This is a genomic window from Kitasatospora sp. NPDC004615 (assembly GCF_042873545.1).
GTDB lineage: Bacteria > Actinomycetota > Actinomycetes > Streptomycetales > Streptomycetaceae > Kitasatospora.
The window spans coordinates 46,121-64,949 of sequence record NZ_JBIALQ010000005.1 but is presented as its reverse complement, the minus strand read 5'-3'; the positions used below and the strand labels follow the sequence as shown (position 1 = coordinate 64,949).

The window sequence follows — 18,829 nt, the reverse complement described above, 5'->3', positions numbered from 1 at the left end:
TGTGCGGGCCGGGCTCTTGCGTCAGGCCGGGGGTTCGCGGACCACCTCGGCGGCCGGGCGGTCGGTGCGTACGCCCTGGTAACGGGGCGCGCGGAGCCGACCGTCGCGGGTCCACTCGGTGAAGCCGACCTGCACCACCAGTTCGGGCCGCACCCAGTGCGAGGTGCGCAGCGGTACGTCCTCGGACGGGTCGAACGGGCTGACGGGGGCGGCGAGTTGGAGTAGGACGCGGTGCAGGGCGCGGAGCGTGCGGGTGTCGAAGCCGGTGCCGACCTTGCCCGCGTAGCGCAGCAGGCCGGGCTGGTGGCCGGGTTCGTGGTAGCCGAGCAGCAGTGCGCCGAACGCCTCGCGGCTGCCTGCCGGTTCGGTCCAGCCGCCGACCACGAACTCCTGCCCGCGCTCACACTTGAGCTTCAGCCAGTCGCCGGACCGGGCGGCCAGGTACCGCCCCGCCGCGCGCTTGGCGATCAGGCCCTCCCAGCCGTGCGCGCACGCCTCGGCGAGCGGGACGGGGACGCCCGGTTCGGCGGCGGTGTACTCGGACAGTCGCAGCGGCTTCCTGAACTCGACCGCCTCGGTGAGGAGTTGCTTGCGGTCCAGCAGTGGCAGCCCCGTGGTGTCGTGCCCCTGCAGGGCCAGCAGGTCGAACAGCACGTACTCGACCGCGACGCCGCTGGCCAGCGCGCGTACGGGATCGTGCAGCCCCATCCGCTGCTGGAGCCGGGCGAAACTGGTCCGCCCGCCCTCGAAGGCGACGATCTCGCCGTCCACCGCGAACCTCGGCACCGGCTGCGCGGCGAGCGCCGCCACCAGCTCCGGGTAAGCGCTTTCCAGCTGCTGTCCGGTCCGCGACCGCAGGGTCACCCGCGCGCCGTCCCGCACCGCCAGCGCCCGGATCCCGTCCCACTTCCGTTCCAGCAGCCACCCCTCGTCGAACACCCGCCGGGTGCTCGACACCGCCAGCATCACTCCGCCACCACCGCTCACCCCGCCAGCCGTTCCCGCCACCCGCACCCCGCGAACCGGCCCTCACCCGCCCGGCGGCCCGCCCCGCGCGCGCTAGGCTGACGCCCCGACCGGGACCGAAGGGAGTGGCCGCCCGTCATGCCCCGCTGGATCCTCACCGGCGCGCCCGGCGCCGGAAAGACCACCGTGCTGCGCGAACTCGCCGCCCGCGGCCACGACGTGGTGCCCGAGGCCGCGACCGACGTCATTACCCGGGAACAGGCCGCGGGCGACCCGGAACCGTGGACTGCGGACGGCTTCGTCTCCCTGGTGCTCGCCCTGCAACAGGCCCGGCAGGACCCGGCCCCGCCGCCCGGCCGCCACCGGCTGTTCGACCGCTCACCGGTGTGCACCCACGCCTTGGCCGTCTACCTCGGCCGGCCCGTCCCGCCCGCGCTCGCCGCCGAGCTGGAACGGATCGTCGACACCCGGACCTATCGGCGCGAGGTGTTCCTGATCCGCCCGATCGGATTCGTCACCCGCACCGCCGCCCGCCGGATCGACTACCGCGCCTCACTGGACTTCGAGCGCGTCCACCGCGAGAGCTACCGGCACTTCGGCTTCCACCTGATCGACGTTCCGCCCGCGCCGGTCCCCGATCGGGCCGACCTGATCGCCGCCGCCTTGGCGCGCCGGTGACGCATGGACCGCTCCATCGGACCGTGCGCCCGCCGTTCGTGCGTCAAGCCTTCAACGTTCGTTCCAGGAGCGGCCGTTGATCGGCAGGAACGCCAACTGTTCGCGCCCGCCCGCCGGTTCACCCGCCGGCAGTGGCGCGTCCGCGAACCCGCCCGCTCGCAGCGCCCGCCGGCAGTGGCGCGTGCGCGAACCCGCCCGCTCGCAGCGCCCGCAGAAACCCGTGCAGGGCAGGCGCGTTGGGCCCGGCCGGGCGGTCCACCACCGCTCCGCGTCGTACCACCGCGCCGGCGTTGGCCAGCCCGCCCGTCAACTGCTGCTCATCCATTCGTTGATCGTCCCACCGGGCCCGGGGGAGAGGGCTGGCCGAGCGTTCAGAAGAGTCGCCAGTGGCCCTCGGAGACGATCTCGACGACTCCGTCGGCGACCTTGACGGCGGTCTCGTCGTCGATGGCGTAGGCCGGGTTCGGCAGGGCGGCCGCCCAGCGTTCGGCGTCGGCCATGGTGTTCTCCGGCAGGGCCGGGTGGTCCAGGTGCGGGAAGAGGGAGAAGTCGACGAGGCCCAGGGTCTCGTCGGTGCCCGTGGGCGACTTCCACTCGACGAACTCCGCCCCGATGCGGGGCGTCATCACCATGCTGCCGGCGCTCAGCCCGACCCAGACCTTCTCGTGCAGGGAGGGGAGCAACTCCGCCAGGCCGGACTGGCGCATCCAGTGGCACAGGTACAGCGCGTCACCGCCGTTGGCGAGCAGGACGTCGGCCTGCTGGACCCAGGGCAGCCAGCGCTCGGCGCCGATGCTGGGCAGGGCGGTGAGTTCCAGGACGCCCATGGATTTCCAGCCGAGTTCGCACATCGGGGTGGTGGACCGCCCGGTGATGAAGCGCCACGCTCCGGCCGGGCTCCCCGTGGGGTGTCCGTAGCCGGCGGTGGGGATGCACAGGGCGTCGGCCTCCTCGACGGGCTTGCCCAGGAGGTCGACGAGGGCCTGCCGGATGCTCGGGTTCTTCACTCCGGCGGAGGTGAGGAGCAGTTTCACGATGCCTCCCGCGCAGGGCGATCCGTCCCTGCGGATAGGGTCCTGGAGCCCGCCCCGGCGGGGCGGGGCGTGGGTTGTCAGCAGTGTGGCACGCAGGTGGGTCAGACCAGGCGGGCCGTGACGGTCTTGGGCCGTTGGTATTCGCGCAGGGCGAGGGTGGAGAGGTCGGTGCCTGCGCCGGAGCCGCGGCGGCCGCTGTGGGGAAGTTCGGCGGACTGGGCGAGGTGGCAGTTGAGCCAGACTTCGCCGGCGGAGAGGCGGTCGGTGAGGGCGAGGCCGGTGGTGAGGTCGGTGGTCCAGACGGAGGCGGCGAGGGCCTGCGGGACGGATTCGGCGAGGGCGACGGCCTCGTCGAGGCCGGCGGCGCGCTGGACGGTGAGGAGTGGGCCGAAGACCTCCTCGACCACGGCAGGGTCGTCGGCGGGCAGGTCGGCGAGGACGATCGCGGGACGCCACAGGCCGTCGGTGCGGCCGGGCGCGGTGAGGGCGGTCCGGGCGGCCGATCTGGCCACGATCCGGTCGTAACGGGCCGCCTGGCCGGGGTTGTTGAGCGGACCGAAGTCGCGTCCGGCGTGGCGTTCGGCCATCGCGGCGGCGAGCGCGGTGACGGCGTGCTCGTACGTCTCGTCGAGGACGATGACCCGGGCGGGCGCTGCGCAGCTCTGGCCGGCGTTGTAGGTGCTGGCGGCGGCGAGCTGCTGCCAGGTGTCGGCGGGGGCGTCGGGCAGCACCAACACCGGGCTGTTTCCGCCGAGTTCGAGGCTGACGGGGGTGAGGCCGGCGTGGGCGGTGATGTCGGCGCCCGCGGTGGGGCTGCCGGTGAACGCGATCAGGTCGCAGCCGGCCGGGACCAGCAGCCGGCCGGTCTCCCGGTCGCCCGGCAGGGCGGTCAACACGCCCGGCGCGAGGGCCTGTTCGGCGTGCTCGGCGAGCAGCAGCGCACTGTCGGGGGTGGTCTCGGCGGGCTTGAGGACCACCGTGTTGCCGGCGGCCAGGGCGGGGGCGCAGCGCCAACCGGCCATCAGCAGCGGGTAGTTCCACGGTACGATGGCCGCGACCACGCCGACCGGCTCCCAGCGGACCCAACTCTGGTGCCCGGCCAGGTAGTCGCCGGCGGCGGGGGAGGTGCCGGCCCGGACGGCGCCGCCGTAGAACCGGAACAGGTCGGCGACCTCGGCGATCTCATTCGCTGCCTCGGTGACGGGCTTGCCGGTGCCTGCGCACTCGGCGGCCAGGTAGTCGTCCGCGTGCCGCTCGATCAGGTCGGCGAGGGCGGTGAGCCGGCGGTGCCGCTCGCGCGGGGTGAGCGCGGACCAGGCGGGCCGGGCGGCCCTGGCGGTGGCGACGGCGGCGGCCACCTCGGGCTCGCGGGAGGCCTCGAGGGTGCGGCGGTGGGCGCCGGTGCGGGGGTCGGTCAGCTTCATCGGGCGGTCTCCATCAGGGGCGCAAGTTGTGGGCGCGCAGCCAGGGGTTCGAGGGTGGGCGGCGGTGCGTCAGTGGTCACAAGTCGTAGGCGCGCAGCCAGGGTTCGAGGGTGGGCGGCGGTGCGTCAGCGGTCACAAGTCGTAGGAGCGCAGCCAGAGTTCGAGGGTGAGCAGTAGCCACAGCTTGCCGCCCTGGCGGGGCAGCAGCAGGCCGCCGCCGCGCATCCAGGTCTCCACGGTGTCGGCTCGGAACAGGCCGCGGGCTCGGGCGGTGGGGCCGAGCAGCAGGTCGGCGGTGTGTTCGGCGAGCGGGCCGCGCAGCCACTGCTGCACGGGCACCCGCATGCCGCTCTTGGGGCGGTAGGTGACGGTGTCGGGCAGCAGGTCGCGGACGGCCTCCTTGAGGATCCACTTCTCCTCGGTGGCCCGGAGTTTGAGCGTCGGCGGGGTGGCGAACGCGTGCTCCACCACCTGCCGGTCGAACAGCGGCGAGCGGCCCTGGATGCCCTGCGAGGAGGTGAGCCGTTCCACCTTGGTGAGGATGTGGTGGGCGCCCTTGGTGCGCAGGTTGCAGTGCAGCAACTGGTCGAGCAGGGAGGGCATTCGGCGGTCCGTGAGGTACGGCGCGACGTGCCGGCGCGGGTGTGCGGCGGGGCCGAGCGCGTCGAGTTCGGCCAGGGCCTCGCCGGTGAGCAGGACCGGCAGGTCCTCCCAGCACTTGCGGTAGGTGTGCAAGTAGGCGTCGGCGCGGGCTAGTTCGGACGGGTCGTCGCGGAGCAGCTCGAACACCAGCATCGGCAGGTTCTTCGGCCCGCCGAACACCGGGTCGCCGCCCTCGCCGTTCAGCGACACGCTCAGCCCGTCGCCGGCGACGGCCTCGGCGAGCATCAGGTTGGGCACGGTGAGCGGGTCGCCGACGGGGCTGTCCAGCAGCGCGACGGTGTCGGCGAGGCGGGCCGCGACCTGCTCTCCGGGCACGGTCAGGACGCGGTGGCGGGTGCCGCAGTGCGTAGCGACCAGGCCCGAGTAGCCTAGCTCGTTGGGCAGTTCGTTGCCGAAGCTGATCGAGTAGGTGTGCACCGGCCGGTCGTGCAGCCGGGCGGCCAGTGCCGTCACCAGCGAACTGTCCACCCCGCCGGACAGCAGGACGGCCACGTCCTCCCCGTCCGGCAGCCGTCGGGCCACCGCCCGCTCCAGCAACTCCCGGAGAACAGAGCCATGGTGACTGATCGTCAAATCAGCATCGGGTGAACCGGCCTGCGGCTCCCAGTACTCCTCGACCCGCACCTCGCCGTCCGCGCCCAGGCGGGTCACCTTGCCGGGCAGCAGTTCGGACACCCCGCGCAGCAGCGTCTCGGTGCCGGGCAGGTAGGCGAAGGTGAGGAAGGAGCGGACGGCGGCGAGGTCCAACCCGGTGTCCACGTCCGGGCGTTGGCGCAGGTGGAGGAGCGAGCTGGAGACCGCCCAGCCGCCGTCCCGGGTGCGGCAGTGGAATGCTGTGCGGGCGCCCATCTGGTCGCGGATCAGTATCAGATCGGGGCCGTCCAACACCGCGAGGGTGAACAGGCCGTCCGCCGCCCGCAGCCCGTCCGGGCCGAGTGCCAGCCAGCAGCGCAGTAGCAACTCACCGTCCGGGCAGGCCGGTTCGGCGGGGTGCCCGGCGGCGGCCAGCGCGGCGTGCAGCTCGTCCCGGTTGTGCAGGGTGACTTCGCCGACGGCGGTGCGGCCGTCCACGGCGAACGGGCCGTCCGCGAAGCCGGGCATTCCGGTCAGCAGGGCGGCGGAGACGCAGCGGCCCTGGGTCTCGAACGGGCCTGCCACCAGGCCGGGTTCGGGGCGCCGGGGGCCGGTGGCGGGCAGGGACAGCACGGAGTAGCGGGCCGGGCGGTGCGGGGCCCGCGGCCCGGTGGGTGCGGGCGTGGCCAGGCGGTGCGACTCAGCCAAAGTCATCACCGTCCCAGGCGCCGCCGTCCGCCGGGCCGCTGCCGTCGTCGCCGTCCCCGGCGGTGCCGAAGCCGCCGTGGTCGTCGAACCCGTCGTCGAACCCGCCGCCGTCACCACTGCCGCCGTCACCACCGGCGCCGTCACCACCACCGCCGTCGCCGCCCGAGGAGCGGGCGCGTTCGGCCTGGCGGCGCAATTCCTCCTCCTCGTCCATCGACAGCAGTTCCGGTGCGTAGTGCGCGGCCGCGATGCCGGCGCCCAGGCCGAGTGCGCCCAGCACCACGCCGAGGCGGCCGGGGAACGAGCTGCGGTTGACCAGCACGTAGCGGCCCTGGCCCCACACGGTGCGGCCGTAGCCGATGTCGCGCCCGTAGCTCTTCCGGCCGTCGGTGTGCGAGCGCTTGACCAGGTCGCGGCCGAGCCGCTCGTCGGTGCCGGAGTCGCCCCGGTCGTCGCGCCAGTGGATCCGGCCGTCGGGGTGGCGGGTGCGCCATTCGTTGCGGCCGTCGGAGTACCGGCGGTGCACCGTGCCGTCGGCCAACAGCTCGTCGCTGTAGGTGATTTCGGGTGGCTGGGTCATTGTCCGGAGTCCTCGGGGGTCAGGGCGTCGGCCAGGTCAGGAAGCCGGTGTCGCGGGCCCGGGTGGGCGCGGCCGGACGGGCGGGCGGGGCGAAGCCGCCGCCGCGGACGGTGCGCAGCACGGTCCGCAGTAGTCGGGCCGGGCGGACGGCCGCGAGCTCCGCGACCCTCCCCCGGGCCAGCCAGTTGCGCTCCGCGGCCGGGAGTTCGGGCGGCAAGTCGTCGGCGTCGCAGGGTGGTTGACCGGCGAGCGCGGCCAGGTGCAGGGCGGCGGCGTGGCGGGGCAGCAGGCCCATGGTGCGCACCCGCAGTCGGGGGCCGGCGTGTTCCCTTACCCGGCGGAACAGCTCCAGCCCGGCGGGCGAGGCGTCGTGCAGCACGTGCACCACCGCGCCCTCCGCCCGTTCCAGCGCGGCCAGCAGTCGGGCGTCCAGCGGCAGCCGTTCCGGAGTGAGGATCGGACAAGCGCCTTCCAGGTGCAGGCGGTTGGCGAGCAGCATCGCGGCGATTGCCGGATCCTGACAGACCAGCAGCCGGGGGAACGCGTAGTCGTACAGGTCGCCCTCCGGTCCCGGCCGGTGCGGGCGGGGCGCCACCAGGTCGGGCAGTACCGGTAGTTGGGGCTGCCGGGCGAGGGAGGCCGCGAAGCGCTCCGCCGACAGCAGCGGCCGGGTGGTGTAGCGCAGGCGGTGCGGGCCGCGGTGCAGCGGCAGCAGCGTGCGGTCCGTCTCGTAATACAACTGCCGTGCGGTGAAGGCGAGATGGCCCGGATGCGCGCAGCGTTCGGCGGCCCGCCGGACGGCCCGGTCGAGCAGCCGGTCGGGTATCGGGGTCAACCCGCGTCCCTCCGTCATCGGGCACCGTCCGCGGGCCGGGCCTGCGGGGCGTTGGCGGTCGGGCGCGGCGCGGGCAGGGCCTGCGGCCAGGTGAGGAAGCCGATCCGCTGGGCGCGGCGCCGGGTCTCGGCCGCCGTTGTGGGGTCGGCGAGGGCCCGTTGGACGGCCTTCTCGGCCAGGGCGAACAGCTTCGACGGCGGCATGGCGATCAGCGGCGAGTACCAGCCGGCCGTCAGCCAGTCGCGTTCCCGGCCGGTCAGCCGCTGCCAGCCCGGGGAGGCCGCCAGCGCCGCCGGAGCCGGCGATCCCGTCCGGTCACGCAGTCGCACCGCCTTCGCGGGTTCGAACACCGCGCGCGGCAGCAGTCCGCAGTCCACCACCCGACGCCCGGGCAGCGCGGCCCGGACCGCCACCGTGCGGGCCAGCGCCGACAGCGACAGGTCGCGCAGCACCGCGACCGGCAGCGCGGCCGGGACGTTCGCCAACTCGTCCACCAGCAGCACCTGGTGGCGTTCGGCGAACTCGTTGGCGCGCAGGAAGCCCGCCACGGACGGGAGTTCGCACAGCAGCACGGCCCGGGCCTTGACGGTGCCGGGCTTCGGGTCGGGCGGAGGGTGCTGCAACAGCCCGTCCGGCAGCCGGAGGTAGACCTCCCGCCAGCGGTCGATGACCAGGTACTGGAACCAGGTCGGCGTCAGCCGCGGATGCAGCGGAGCCCCGGCCCGTGTGCGCCACGCCCGGTGGAAATCGCGCACCGCACGCGTGGCCGCGGCCGCCGCGCAGAAGCCCAGGAAGAGGAACCAGGCTTCGCTGTCGATGCCCGCCGCCACCGAACCGGCCGCCACCGCGCACACCGCGGCGACGGCGCCGATCGCGAGGTGCGCACGGTGCTCCTTCGGGCCCGGAAACCCGTACAGGCGACGCTCGTTGAGCCAGTACAGCTGCTCCACGGTGATCCGCAGGCCGCCGCCGGTGCCCTTGGCCACCAGCTCCCGGAACTTGAGGTCGTGCAGGCGGCCGGGCTCCACCTTCGGGTCCAGTGCGAACGGCCGGCGGCAGCGCGAGCAGCGGTGCCCGTGCCGTTCGCGCCGGCCCACGCTCTCCCGGCAGTGCGGACAGATCACCGCGCACCGCCCGGCGGCCAGGTGAGGAAGCCGATCCGCTCGGCGCGCCGCCGGGTCTCGGCCGGAGTCTCCGCGGCAGGGGCGGGTACGGCGACGGCCCGTTCTACGGCCTTCTCGACCAGCGCGAGCAGCTTCGGCGGCGGCAGGGTGATCAGCGGCGTGTACCAGCCGTTCGCCAGCCAGTCGCGCTCCCCGTCGGCCAGCCGCCGCCAGCCCGGCGAGGCGCCCAGGGCCGACGGCGCCCGGCGCGGCCCCGCGTTGTCGCGCAGCCGGACCGCCTTGGCCGGCGCGAACACCGCGCGCGGCAGCAGCCCGCAGTCCACCACCCGCCGCCCGGGCAGCGCCTCCCGGACCGCCACCGTGCGGGCCAGCGCCCTCAGCGACAGATCGCGCAGCACCACCACCGGCAGAGCGGCCGGGACGTTCGCCAACTCGTCGACCAGTAGCACCCGGTGGCGCTCCGCGAAGTTGTTGGTGCGCAGGAAGGTCGCCACCGACGGGAGTTCGCACAGCACCACGGCCTGCGCCTTGACCGTCGTCGGCTTCGCACCGATCGGCGGGTGCTCCACCAGCCCGGCCGGCAGCTCGCGGTAGACCTCGCGCCACCGGCCGACCACCCGGCGCTCGAAATCGCTCAAGGACACCTGCGGCCGCATCGGGGCATCGGACCGGAGCCGCCCCGCGCCCCGGAACTGCTGCACCGCCAGGCTCGCGGCGACCAGCGTGACCGGGCCCAGCAGGAACCAGGCGAAACTGCCGATCCCGATCGTCAGCGAGCCAGTGATCACCGCGATCACCACCAGCACGGCGCCGCCCACGACGCTCCCGGCGCGCTCCTCGCCGCCCGGAAACCGGTGCAGGCGGCGCTCGTTGAGCCAGTACAGCTGCTCCACGGTGATCCGCAGGCCGCCGATGGTCCCCTTGGCCACCAGCTCGCGGAACTTGATGTCGTGCAGCCGGCCCGGCTCCACCTTCGGGTCGAGCGCGAACTTGCTCTTGCAGTGCGAGCAGGTGTGTCCGGTGCGCTCGCGCTGGCGGCGGTCGGTCCGGCAGTTCGGACAGATCATCGGGCGTTCTCCCGGGTCATCGGGCGTGCTCGATCGGAGAGTTGGTCGGTGAGGCGGGTGACGTGGTGGGCGCAGTGGGCGAGATGGTCGAAGTGGTGGGCGAAGCTGGCGAGCTGGTCGAAGTGGTGGGCGTGGTCGGCGACTTCGGCGGCGCCGACGTCACCGGGAGTCCTCGAGGGCCGCCGCGATCCGGTGCAGCCGGTGCGCCAGGCGCTCTCGCACGGTCACCGTACCCATTCGCTGACGTGACGTCACTTCTCGTAGCGCGGCAGCGAGTTCGCGCTCGCCCCGCTGCTCGGCGACCTCGGCGGTGATCGCGTAATCCTCGTGGTCGATGCCGTAGCCGGTGTTCGCGGCGAGGATCGCGAGCCGGTTGTCGCTGCGGTTGCCGAACGAGTGCGGCATCAGCTCGGGGATCCGGATCAGCGTGCCCGGCGCCAGGTCGACGGCCACCACCCGGCGGCGGCGCGCGTCGTACAGCCCGCAGGACGCCGGGCCGAGCGCCAGCACCAAGTGCTCACCGCCGTGCGCGTGCGGGGTGAACGCGGTGTGCGGCGCGACCAGGCCCAGCTTGTAGGTGGCGTTCGACGGGCGCTGCGGCGAGGTCGCCGCGTCGCCGATGAAGTAGTGCGCGTACTGCTGGTCGTCGATGAAGCGCAACAGCCCGCTGTCGGGGTCCTGCGGCCCGAGTTCCCGCGCCCCCGCCCGGTCGGCCCGCAGCACCCGCCCGTCCGGGCGCAGCCGGAACAGTTCGGCGCCGTCCGGCAGCGCGGACGCCTGTCGTTCCAGGCTGCGCAGCCCCCCGCGTATCGACACTCGCGACCCCCTCGTCGGTGCTCGCGGTGATGCTACCCGGGCTGCCGGGCGCGCTGACCGGCGCGATACTCGAACAAATGCTGAACTCTGCGGAGGTGAGAGCCATGCCCGCGACTGTTGCCGGAGCCTCGGGACCTCGTCCGGTGCGGGGGACGTACGCCTGGCTGACCGAAAAGCACAACTCTTCGCTGGTTTTCCTGCTGGCCCTCTCGCTGGGCCTGGCCCTGGTCGCCCCGCAGGTGACCGAACTCTGGTTGCTGATCGTGTTCTCGGTGGTGTGGGGCGCGACCATCGTGGCCTTCGTCTCGCAGTTCTGGGGCCGCCACGAACACGCCCACCCGCGCCATCAGGCCCGCCACGCGGCGTGATCACCGATGGGTGCAGGTCCGGCGGCGGTCGGCCGCCGGACCACGCAGCGCGTTCTCAGCTGCCGGACCACACCGTGGTGATGTTGCAGAACTCGCGGATGCCGTGACCGGACAACTCCCGCCCGTAGCCGGAGCGCTTGATCCCGCCGAACGGGAACGCCGGGTGGGAGGCCGTCATCCCGTTGAAGAACACGCCGCCCGCGCGCAGGTCGCGCACGCAGCGCTCCCGGTCGGTCTCGTCGCGTGTCCAGACGTTGGAACTCAGGCCGAACGGTGAGTCGTTGGCGATCGCCACCGCCTCGTCCAGGTCGGCGGCCCGGTACACGGTGGCGACGGGGCCGAACGCCTCGTCGTGGTGGATCTTCATCCGCGGCGTGATGCCGGTCAGCACCGTCGGCAGGTAGTACCAGCCGTCCGTCAGCGCCGGGTCGTCCGGCCGCTCGCCGCCGCAGGTGACGCTCGCGCCGTGCCGGACGGCATCGGAGACCAGCTCCTCCAGGTCGGTGCGGCCTTGCTCGGTGGCGACCGGGCCGACCTCGGTGGCGTCCGCCATCGGGTCGCCGACCACGAGGTCCCGCATCCGGGCGGTGAAACGGGCCAGGAACTGGTCGTAGACGTCGGTGTGCACGATGAAACGCTTCGCCGCAATGCAGGACTGGCCGTTGTTCTGCACCCGGGCCGTCACGGCCTTCGCGACCGCGGCCGGCACGTCCGCCGACGGCAGCACCAGGAACGGGTCGCTGCCGCCGAGTTCGAGGACGGTCTTCTTCACTTCGTCGCCGGCCACCCGTGCCACCGCACGGCCCGCACCCTCGCTGCCGGTCAGCGTCACCGCCGTCACCCGCTCGTCCCGGATCACCGCCTCCACCGCGCGGGACGGGATCAGCAGCGTCTGGAAGCACCCCTGCGGGAACCCGGCGCGGGCGAACAGCTCCTCCAGCGCGAGCGCCGTGCGCGGCACGTTCGACGCGTGCTTCAGCAGCCCGACGTTGCCGGCCATCAGCGCGGGTGCGGCGAACCGGATCACCTGCCAGAACGGGAAGTTCCACGGCATCACCGCCAGCACCGGGCCGAGCGGCCGGTAGCGGACGAACGCCGACGCGCCACCGGAGTCCGCGATGTCGGCCGCCGCCGGATGCTCGTCGGCGAGCAGCGCCTGCGCGTGGTCCGCGTACCAGTGCATCGACTTCGCGCACTTGGCGGCCTCGGCGCGGGCCTGGGCCAGTGGCTTGCCCATCTCCAGTGTCATGGTGCGGGCGATCTCTTCGTTGCTCTTCTCCAGCAACTCGGCTGCCCGGTGCATCAGTTCGGTGCGCTGCGGGAACGAGCTCAGCCGCCAGGACTCGAACGCGGACTGGGCGCGTGCCAACCGGGCTTCCACGCCTGCTTCGTCCAGCGGATCGAAGACCTCGACGGTACGGCCGTCGGCCGGATTGACGGTGGCGATGGGCATCGGAAAACCACTCCTCCTTCGATGCCGCCCGGCCTCTTCCGGGCGGGGGCGGACCTCGAAGGGAGCGAGGAGGTGGAGACAGGAATCGAACCTATGTACGCGGCCCTGCAAGCCGCTGCCTCGCCTCTCGGCCACTCCACCGGGCTCCCTCGCGTGACTCAAAAACTAGCGGGAGATGCCGGTGAACTGCGGCGCGACGCACCGGTGTGTCGGGCAATTCGCCGAAACCGTCCGCCTGTTGAGGCGTTTCCGGGTCGGGCCGGTGTGATCACCTTTTGATCGACGGTGGGTGGCCGCCTCACGCCGGGCGATTACCCTGGGCGGCGTGCAGATCGACGACCTGAAGCGGCTCCGCAAGGCCCGCGACACCATGGACCGCGACTACGCCGAACCGCTCGACGTCGCGGCGCTGGCCAAGGTCGCGCTGATGTCGGTCGGCCACTTCCAGCGCAGCTTCCGCGCCGCGTACGGCGAGACGCCGTACAGCTACCTGATGACCCGACGCATCGAGCGGGCGAAGACGCTGCTGCGGCGCGGCGACCTGTCCGTCACCGAGGTCTGCATGGCCGTCGGCTGTACCTCGCTCGGGTCGTTCAGCACCCGCTTCACCGAACTGGTCGGCGAGAGCCCCAGCGCCTACCGGGCCCGCGACCACAGCGCCGCCGAGCACATCACCGCGTGCGTCGCGATGTACCTGACCCGCCCGATCCGCGGCACCGACACCGGCCGGCCGGGCAGCGCGGTCGCCAGTCGTACCGGCGCCGACGCGGCGAAGCCGATCAGGAACGGAGAAGCGGAAGCGGGCGCCGGTCAGTAGCGTCGGGGTCATGGACATCAAGCTTTCGCAGTGCTTCATCGCCGTCGACGACCACGACGCCGCGCTCGGCTTCTACCGGGACGCGCTCGGGCTGGAGGTGCGCAACGACGTCGGCTTCGAGGGGATGCGCTGGGTGACCCTCGGCTCGGCCTCCCAGCCCGACGTGGAGGTCGTGCTGGAACCCCCCGTCGCCGACCCGGGCGCCACCGACGCCGACCGGCAGGCCGCCGCCGAACTGCTCGCCAAGGGCCTGCTGCGCGCCGTCAACTTCCGTACCGCCGACTGCGATGCGACGTTCGAGAAGATCCGGGCCACCGGCGCGGACGTGCTCCAGGAACCGATGGACCAGCCGTACGGGGTGCGCGACTGCGCGTTCCGCGACCCGGCGGGCAACATGGTCCGGTTCGCCCAGCCGCGCCGCTGACCCTTTTGGGGATGGCTGCCGCCGGGGGAGAGTCCCTGGCGGCAGCCGTCCGCGTGCTGACGGAACCGGTCAGCCCGCGATCAGCGGGTAGTGGTCGGACAGGTCGGTATAGGTGTACGAGGTGCCCCAGCTGCTGACCGTCCACGGCGCGCTGTGGAAGCGGTGCACGGTGTTGGTGTACTGCGCCGGGCGGGCGTGGTCGGCGCGGTAGAGGACGTAGTCGAGGTCCTCCTTCGGCTCGCCGGGGTAGCGGTAGGCGGCGATCGAGTTGTCCACCGTGTCGAAGGAGTTCGCCCAGCCGTCCCGGGTGCTCGCCGGGGCCAGGCTGCCGTTGGAGAGCAGCGCCGGGTACTCGCTGCCGTGCGAGTCGATGTTCAGGTCGCCGGCCACCACGATCGGCTCGCTCGCCGGGATCTGCTTGGCGTCCAGGAACGCCTTCATCGCGCGCAGCTGCTTGCCCCGGATGTCGGCGGCCTGGCCGCTGGAGCAGCCCGAGTCGGTGGACTGCAGGTGGGTGCCGACCACGTGGGTGCGCTGCCCGTTCACGTTGATCTGCGCGTAGACGAACCCCTTGTTGGACCACCAGTCCGAGCCGCACGCGTCCTTGAACACGTACTGCTCCTTGCGCAGGATCGGCCACTTGCTGAGCAGCGCCACCCCGCCGTCCTCCGGCGTGGTGCTGCTGTAGCTGCCGGAGGTGGCATCCCACCCGCTGGTGGAGCGGCCGACCACCGGCGTGTGGTACGGGTACGCGGCCGAGGCCTTCGACACCAGCGCGTCGGAGGTGGCGTTGTCGAAGGCCTCCTGCAGCACCACCACGTCGTGGCCCTGGAAGAAGTCCGCGCCCGCGATGGCCTGCGCCCGGTAGGCCTGGCCCCAGTTGGGGTAAAGGTTGGTGCTCATCAGGAAGGTGTTGTAGGTGAGCACGTTCAGCGGGGCGACGGTGAGCGGCACGCTCTCGGCGCGCGCGGCGGCCTGAGGGACCGTCAACAGAGCTGCGGCGGCGGCGAGTACAGCGGCCAGGCGGGTGGTGCGGGTGGCGGGCATGGAGGCTCCGGGGGTGTGGGGCGATCGATGTTGTGCAGTCAACTCGGGCCTTCGTGACGCGGACAAGACACCGGGCGGCGGATGGGTGAACTCGACCGAAACACCCCCTACCGGCGGGTAGAAAACGGCCGCTGCGACAGGTGTCAACCATCGGTTGACACCCCCCAACTGTCAACCTAAGGTTGCCTCATGGCTGACACCTCTGGAGTGAAGACCTCCATCCGGCTCGACGACCTGATCGAGGGCATCAAGAAGTCGTACCCCGAAGCGCTGGACCAGCTGTCCAATGCCGTCCTGGTCGCCGACCACCTCGGCGACATCGCCGACCACCTGATCGGCCACTTTGTCGACCAGGCCCGCCGCTCCGGCGCGTCCTGGACGGACATCGGCCGCAGCATGGGCGTCACCCGTCAGGCCGCCCAGAAGCGCTTCGTCCCCAAGGACCCCGGCGAGGTTCGCGAGATCGACACCGCGCAGGGCTTCAACCGCTTCACCCCGCGCGCCCGCAACGTGGTGGTCGTCTCCCACCAGGCCGCCAAGGACACCGGCAGCCCCGAGATCCGCCCCGAGCACCTGGTGCTCGGCATGCTCGCCGAACCCGAGGGCCTCGGCACCGCCTACATCGTCGGCCGGGGCATCACCCTGGACGCCGTCCGCGAGGCCGCCCTCGCCGCCCTCCCGCCCGCCGCCGAGGACGTCCCCGCCCTCATCCCCTACGACGCGGGCGCCAAGAAGGTCCTCGAACTCTCCATGCGCGAGGCCCTCCGCCTCGGCCACAACTACGTCGGTACCGAACACCTCCTGCTCGCCCTCCTCGAACACGAGGCCGGCGCCGGCATCCTCACCGACCTCGGCCTCGACAAGACCGCCGCCGAGGCCGCCCTCCTCGAGGTCCTCGCCCAACTCACCCCCGACGCCTGACCGTTCAAGACCCGGCGGGCCCGCCCAGCACGAGGGGCGGGCCCGCCGTCGCGGTCACCGCGATCGCTCGGAGCGGACGCTCGACGCGGCGGCAACGGCGTTGACCCGAAGTTCTGCCAGATGGTCGACGATTGCGGCGAGGGTGCCGGATGCGGGCGCCTCGAAGCCGTCCCGGCTGCTCAGTTCCGCGGGGTCCGCCGCGATGATCCGTCCGGTCGGCAGGTGCAGGTGCAGGTGGAGGAGGCCGGCCGGGTCGGGGGCGTGGATCTCGGCGGTCCAGGTCTCCCCGTCGTCCAGCCGCGCCCCCGCCGTGAACAGGGCCTCCGGATTGCGTGGGCGCGTCCCGGGGTGCTCGGCCCAACTCGGCACCCACGGCTTCGCCGACCGGCCCGTGACCTTGCGCCTGACAGACGAGGCCCGAGCGCTGATCCGCCTGGTCGGAGGCCGGGGCGGCAGTTCGGACCCGTCCCCGTGACGGTGGCGCCTCCGTCCGCTCACTGGTTCTTCGGCCGGCCGGCCGAAACCCGGTTGACGGTCGGTCGGGGCGGGCGGTTCGCTGGCGGTCACCACGAGAGGGGAGCGGCGGATGGTGTACCGACTCGAAGGGCCGGTGCTGGAAGGGGAGTTGGTGCGGCTGGAGCCGTTGGAGCAGCGGCATGCCGGGGAGTTGGCGCGGGCGGTGGAGGAGGCCCGGGACAGTTACGGGTTCACCTGGGTGCCGCGCGGCGAGGAGGTGGCCGGGTACATCGAGGCGCAGCACGCGCGGGCCGCGGACGGGCGGTTGGCGCCGTATGCGCAGATCGCGGTGGGGAGTGGCCGGGCGGTCGGGGTGACGGCGTACTGGGAGCCGCGGACGCTGCCGGACACCGAGGTGCTGTTCGCGGTGGAGGTCGGGTTCACCTGGCTGGCGGCCTCGGCGCAGGGGACGGGCATCAACGCCGAGGCGAAGCTGCTGCTGTTCCAGCACGCGTTCGAGCAGTGGGGCGTGGCCCGGGTGGACCTCAAGACCGATGCGCGCAATGCCCGTTCGCGGGCGGCGATCGCCGCCGTCGGCGCCCGGTTCGAGGGCGTGCTGCGGAAGTCGGCCCGCTCGTGGGTGCCCGGCGAGGACGGCGGGCTGCGGGACGCCGCGATCTTCTCGATCATCGACACCGAGTGGCCGCAGACCGAGGCCGCCCTCCGGGAACGTGTCGCTCGCTACACCTGATACTTCGTGTGTGGGGGTGGCGGGTTGGCCGGGCCGGGCGGCGGTGGGGGTGCGCCGCCCATGCCGGTCGGCTTGCCGGACGGGGATTTCTGCGGGGCCACGGCGTTCCTCCTCGGAGCGGGCGGCGGTGGGCGGGCGGGGCCGCGGGTGAAGGTACGGTCATCTGCTGACTGCCCGACTGCGGCCCCTGCTATGCGAGTTGGGTGGCCGATTCGCCGGGGCGGGGCGGCGTCCGGTCGAGGGTGGGCGGCTCCCAGACGTGGTGGCGCAGGATCGCCCGGAGCGTCGGCCCCGGGGGCATCAGCGGCATCGCGGTGTTGCGGACCGCCACCGCGAGCGGGTGCGACAGTCCCGGCCCCATCCGTCCCGCCTGCCGGGCCGCCCGGGCGACGGCCTGGGCGCGCGGGCGGCGCACCGCGTCGTACCGGGAGAGTGCGGACGGCAGGTCGGGCGCGCCGGCGACGGCGGCCGCCAGGGTCACCGCGTCCTCCAGCGCCTGGCAGGCGCCCTGGCCCAGGTGCGGGGTCATCGCGTGCGCCGCGTCGCCGAGCAGCGCGACCCGGCCGACCGTGAACGTCGGTAGCGGGGTGCGCAGTTCGCGCAGGTCGTGGTGGAGCACGGCGTCCGGCGGGGTGGCCGCGAGCAGTTCCGGGATCGGCTCGTGCCAGCCGCCGAAGCGCGAGCGCAACTCGGCCAGCGGATCGGCGAACCGGGTGCCGGGCGGCAGCGGAAGGACGGCGTGCCACTCGGCCCGGCCGTCCGGCAGCACGATGTGGCCGAACTCCGCGCCGCGACCCCAGGTCAGCTCGAACTCGCCGTCCAGCGCCACCGGTTGATCGGTGATCGCGCGCAGCACGGCCGCACCGGTGGCCACCGCGCCGGGGTGCTCCGGCAGCAGCAGGCCACGCAGCCGACTGCCGACGCCGTCCGCCGCGACCACCAGGTCGGCGTACCGCGTGCCGTCCGAGCAGCCGACCCGGACCTGCCCAGGCCCGTCCTGCGCCGGTTCGTTCTGCCCAGGCCCGTTCTGCCCAGGTCCGTCCTGCGCTGGTTCGTTCTGCCCTGGCCTGTCCTGGTCGATCGTCAGCGCGCGGACGCCGATCAGCAGCGACTCGGCGGGCAGCGCGGCCCGCAGCAGCCGGTGCAGTTCGGCGCGGGCGATGCCGACGATCGGGCTGCCCACCGCGCGCTCCAGCGCGGCCCCGTCCATCCGGGCCAGCCAACGCCCGTCCGGCCTGCGGGTGCCGCCCCGGTACTGACCGTGCGAGGCGGCCCGGACCGCCTCGCCCGCGCCGAGCTCGTCCAGCGCCCGCAGCCCGTTCGCGGCCAGCGAGATCGCCGCCCCGGCGTCGTCCGGCACCTCGGAACGCTCCAGCACCGTCACGTCCCAGCCGACCCGGCGCAGTCCGAGCGCGGCCGCCAAGCCGCCGATCCCGCCACCGACCACCACCGCAGTACCGCGCACCGTCGAACCCCCAGCTCTTCTACAGATGTAGAAAGGACGGTAGCGGAGCTTACGGGCCCGCCCACGGCGGGGTGTTAGATGAGGGCATGGCCACCGACCGACGCACCCTGCTCGCCGACGCCGCCCTCGGCGTCCTCGCCGACCAGGGCATCCGCGGCCTCACCCACCGCGCCGTCGACCGTGCGGCCGCCCTGCCCGACGGCACCACCTCGGCCTACTACCGCACCCGCGCCGCGCTGCTCACCGCGCTGGTCCGGCGGCTGGTCGAACTCGACCAGTACGAACTGGAGTTGACCGCCGCACAGGCCGCCGCACAGGCCGCCGCGCCGCGCACCGCCGCCGACCTCGTCGACGGCCTCGCGCTGCTCGCCCACCACCGGCTCACCGGCGACGGCCGCCGCCGCTCGCTCGCCCGGTACGCCTGCGTGCTGGAGAGCGTCCGCGACCCGGAACTGCGCGAGATCCTCACCCCGCGCGAGAACACCGGCCGGGAGCTCGTCCGCCACTTCCTCGCCGCGCACCGCGTCCGCGACGTCGAGGACCGCGCGCTCACCCTGCTCGCCGGCTTCGACGGGCTGGTGCTGGACGGGCTGGTGCGCGGCGAGACCATCCGGCGCGAGGCACTGGAGGGCCTGGTCGCGGCGGCCCTGCGGCCGTAA

General features: G+C 73.3%; 20 protein-coding genes, 1 tRNA gene and 1 pseudogene. 7 read left to right on the top strand and 15 right to left on the bottom strand.

Translation table 11 applies throughout. From position 1 onward, the window contains the following. Positions 1-21 precede the first annotated feature (21 nt). Positions 22-966 (bottom strand): non-homologous end-joining DNA ligase, encoded by a 945-nt coding sequence (gene ligD / locus ACFYS8_RS18145; protein ID WP_387642366.1) that lies wholly within the window; start codon positions 964-966, stop codon positions 22-24. Positions 967-1,104: 138 nt separating this feature from the next. On the opposite strand from ligD, the gene ACFYS8_RS18140 reads away from it, so the two are divergent. Then, positions 1,105-1,644 (top strand): AAA family ATPase, encoded by a 540-nt coding sequence (locus tag ACFYS8_RS18140; protein ID WP_387642363.1) that lies wholly within the window; start codon positions 1,105-1,107, stop codon positions 1,642-1,644. Positions 1,645-1,792: 148 nt separating this feature from the next. On the opposite strand, the pseudogene ACFYS8_RS18135 reads toward ACFYS8_RS18140, so the two are convergent. The 9 genes and pseudogenes from ACFYS8_RS18135 to ACFYS8_RS18095 all read right to left on the bottom strand — a co-directional run. Continuing rightward, positions 1,793-1,969, bottom strand: a pseudogene (locus ACFYS8_RS18135) (aminoglycoside phosphotransferase family protein); the annotation flags it as partial. A gap of 46 nt (positions 1,970-2,015) precedes the next feature. After that, complete coding sequence (locus tag ACFYS8_RS18130; protein WP_387642360.1) at positions 2,016-2,678, bottom strand: Type 1 glutamine amidotransferase-like domain-containing protein; 663 nt, start codon at positions 2,676-2,678, stop codon at positions 2,016-2,018. Positions 2,679-2,779: 101 nt separating this feature from the next. Beyond that, complete coding sequence (locus ACFYS8_RS18125; RefSeq protein ID WP_387642357.1) at positions 2,780-4,102, bottom strand: aldehyde dehydrogenase family protein; 1,323 nt, start codon at positions 4,100-4,102, stop codon at positions 2,780-2,782. A 132-nt stretch (positions 4,103-4,234) separates the two neighbouring features. Continuing rightward, positions 4,235-6,046, bottom strand: a complete 1,812-nt coding sequence (locus ACFYS8_RS18120) for an asparagine synthetase B family protein (protein ID WP_387642355.1) — start codon at positions 6,044-6,046, stop codon at positions 4,235-4,237. Continuing rightward, positions 6,039-6,626, bottom strand: a complete 588-nt coding sequence (locus tag ACFYS8_RS18115; protein ID WP_387642352.1) for a hypothetical protein — start codon at positions 6,624-6,626, stop codon at positions 6,039-6,041. Before ACFYS8_RS18115 ends, ACFYS8_RS18120 begins: the two co-directional genes overlap by 8 nt. A 19-nt stretch (positions 6,627-6,645) precedes the next feature. Next, on the bottom strand, positions 6,646-7,479 hold the full coding sequence (locus ACFYS8_RS18110; RefSeq protein WP_387642350.1) for a hypothetical protein: 834 nt from the start codon (positions 7,477-7,479) through the stop codon (positions 6,646-6,648). Continuing rightward, positions 7,476-8,585, bottom strand: a complete 1,110-nt coding sequence (locus ACFYS8_RS18105) for a hypothetical protein (RefSeq protein ID WP_387642348.1) — start codon at positions 8,583-8,585, stop codon at positions 7,476-7,478. Before ACFYS8_RS18105 ends, ACFYS8_RS18110 begins: the two co-directional genes overlap by 4 nt. Continuing rightward, positions 8,582-9,652: a hypothetical protein gene (locus tag ACFYS8_RS18100; RefSeq protein ID WP_387642344.1), complete on the bottom strand. Its 1,071-nt coding sequence runs from the start codon at positions 9,650-9,652 to the stop codon at positions 8,582-8,584. The genes ACFYS8_RS18105 and ACFYS8_RS18100 overlap by 4 nt, the downstream gene beginning before the upstream one ends. Positions 9,653-9,811: 159 nt before the next feature. Further along, positions 9,812-10,468, bottom strand: a complete 657-nt coding sequence (locus tag ACFYS8_RS18095; protein WP_387642341.1) for a cupin domain-containing protein — start codon at positions 10,466-10,468, stop codon at positions 9,812-9,814. Between the two features lie 104 nt (positions 10,469-10,572). On the opposite strand from ACFYS8_RS18095, the gene ACFYS8_RS18090 reads away from it, so the two are divergent. Then, positions 10,573-10,836 carry a hypothetical protein gene (locus ACFYS8_RS18090; protein WP_387642338.1) on the top strand — a complete coding sequence of 88 codons (264 nt, stop codon included), beginning with the start codon at positions 10,573-10,575 and terminating at the stop codon, positions 10,834-10,836. 55 nt (positions 10,837-10,891) lie between these two features. Here ACFYS8_RS18090 and ACFYS8_RS18085 read toward each other — a convergent pair whose 3' ends face one another. Together ACFYS8_RS18085 and ACFYS8_RS18080 are read right to left on the bottom strand one after the other, a co-directional pair. Continuing rightward, positions 10,892-12,289 carry an NADP-dependent succinic semialdehyde dehydrogenase gene (locus ACFYS8_RS18085; protein ID WP_387642335.1) on the bottom strand — a complete coding sequence of 466 codons (1,398 nt, stop codon included), beginning with the start codon at positions 12,287-12,289 and terminating at the stop codon, positions 10,892-10,894. 70 nt (positions 12,290-12,359) lie between these two features. Further along, a tRNA-Cys gene (locus ACFYS8_RS18080) sits at positions 12,360-12,430 on the bottom strand. Between the two features lie 229 nt (positions 12,431-12,659). Between ACFYS8_RS18080 and ACFYS8_RS18075 the strand changes: the two genes are divergently transcribed. Further along, positions 12,660-13,106, top strand: coding sequence for a helix-turn-helix transcriptional regulator (locus tag ACFYS8_RS18075; protein WP_387643028.1), 447 nt, complete (start codon positions 12,660-12,662; stop codon positions 13,104-13,106). A 10-nt stretch (positions 13,107-13,116) separates the two neighbouring features. Beyond that, positions 13,117-13,530 carry a VOC family protein gene (locus ACFYS8_RS18070; protein WP_387642332.1) on the top strand — a complete coding sequence of 138 codons (414 nt, stop codon included), beginning with the start codon at positions 13,117-13,119 and terminating at the stop codon, positions 13,528-13,530. A gap of 69 nt (positions 13,531-13,599) precedes the next feature. On the opposite strand, the gene sph is transcribed toward ACFYS8_RS18070, so the two are convergent. Beyond that, positions 13,600-14,577 (bottom strand): sphingomyelin phosphodiesterase, encoded by a 978-nt coding sequence (gene sph / locus ACFYS8_RS18065; RefSeq protein WP_387642330.1) that lies wholly within the window; start codon positions 14,575-14,577, stop codon positions 13,600-13,602. A gap of 189 nt (positions 14,578-14,766) precedes the next feature. On the opposite strand from sph, the gene ACFYS8_RS18060 reads away from it, so the two are divergent. Next, positions 14,767-15,498: a Clp protease N-terminal domain-containing protein gene (locus tag ACFYS8_RS18060; RefSeq protein ID WP_387642327.1), complete on the top strand. Its 732-nt coding sequence runs from the start codon at positions 14,767-14,769 to the stop codon at positions 15,496-15,498. Positions 15,499-15,552: 54 nt separating this feature from the next. Here the strand turns inward: ACFYS8_RS18060 and ACFYS8_RS18055 are convergent, their stop codons facing one another. Beyond that, positions 15,553-15,867: a hypothetical protein gene (locus ACFYS8_RS18055; protein ID WP_387642324.1), complete on the bottom strand. Its 315-nt coding sequence runs from the start codon at positions 15,865-15,867 to the stop codon at positions 15,553-15,555. Positions 15,868-16,084: 217 nt separating this feature from the next. On the opposite strand from ACFYS8_RS18055, the gene ACFYS8_RS18050 reads away from it, so the two are divergent. Next, positions 16,085-16,705, top strand: a complete 621-nt coding sequence (locus ACFYS8_RS18050; RefSeq protein ID WP_387642321.1) for a GNAT family N-acetyltransferase — start codon at positions 16,085-16,087, stop codon at positions 16,703-16,705. A gap of 190 nt (positions 16,706-16,895) precedes the next feature. On the opposite strand, the gene ACFYS8_RS18045 is transcribed toward ACFYS8_RS18050, so the two are convergent. Continuing rightward, entirely contained in the window at positions 16,896-18,170 is a 1,275-nt protein-coding gene (locus tag ACFYS8_RS18045; RefSeq protein ID WP_387642318.1) for an FAD-dependent monooxygenase, read from the bottom strand. Between the two features lie 86 nt (positions 18,171-18,256). Between ACFYS8_RS18045 and ACFYS8_RS18040 the strand changes: the two genes are divergently transcribed. Further along, positions 18,257-18,829 carry a TetR/AcrR family transcriptional regulator gene (locus ACFYS8_RS18040; RefSeq protein ID WP_387642315.1) on the top strand — a complete coding sequence of 191 codons (573 nt, stop codon included), beginning with the start codon at positions 18,257-18,259 and terminating at the stop codon, positions 18,827-18,829.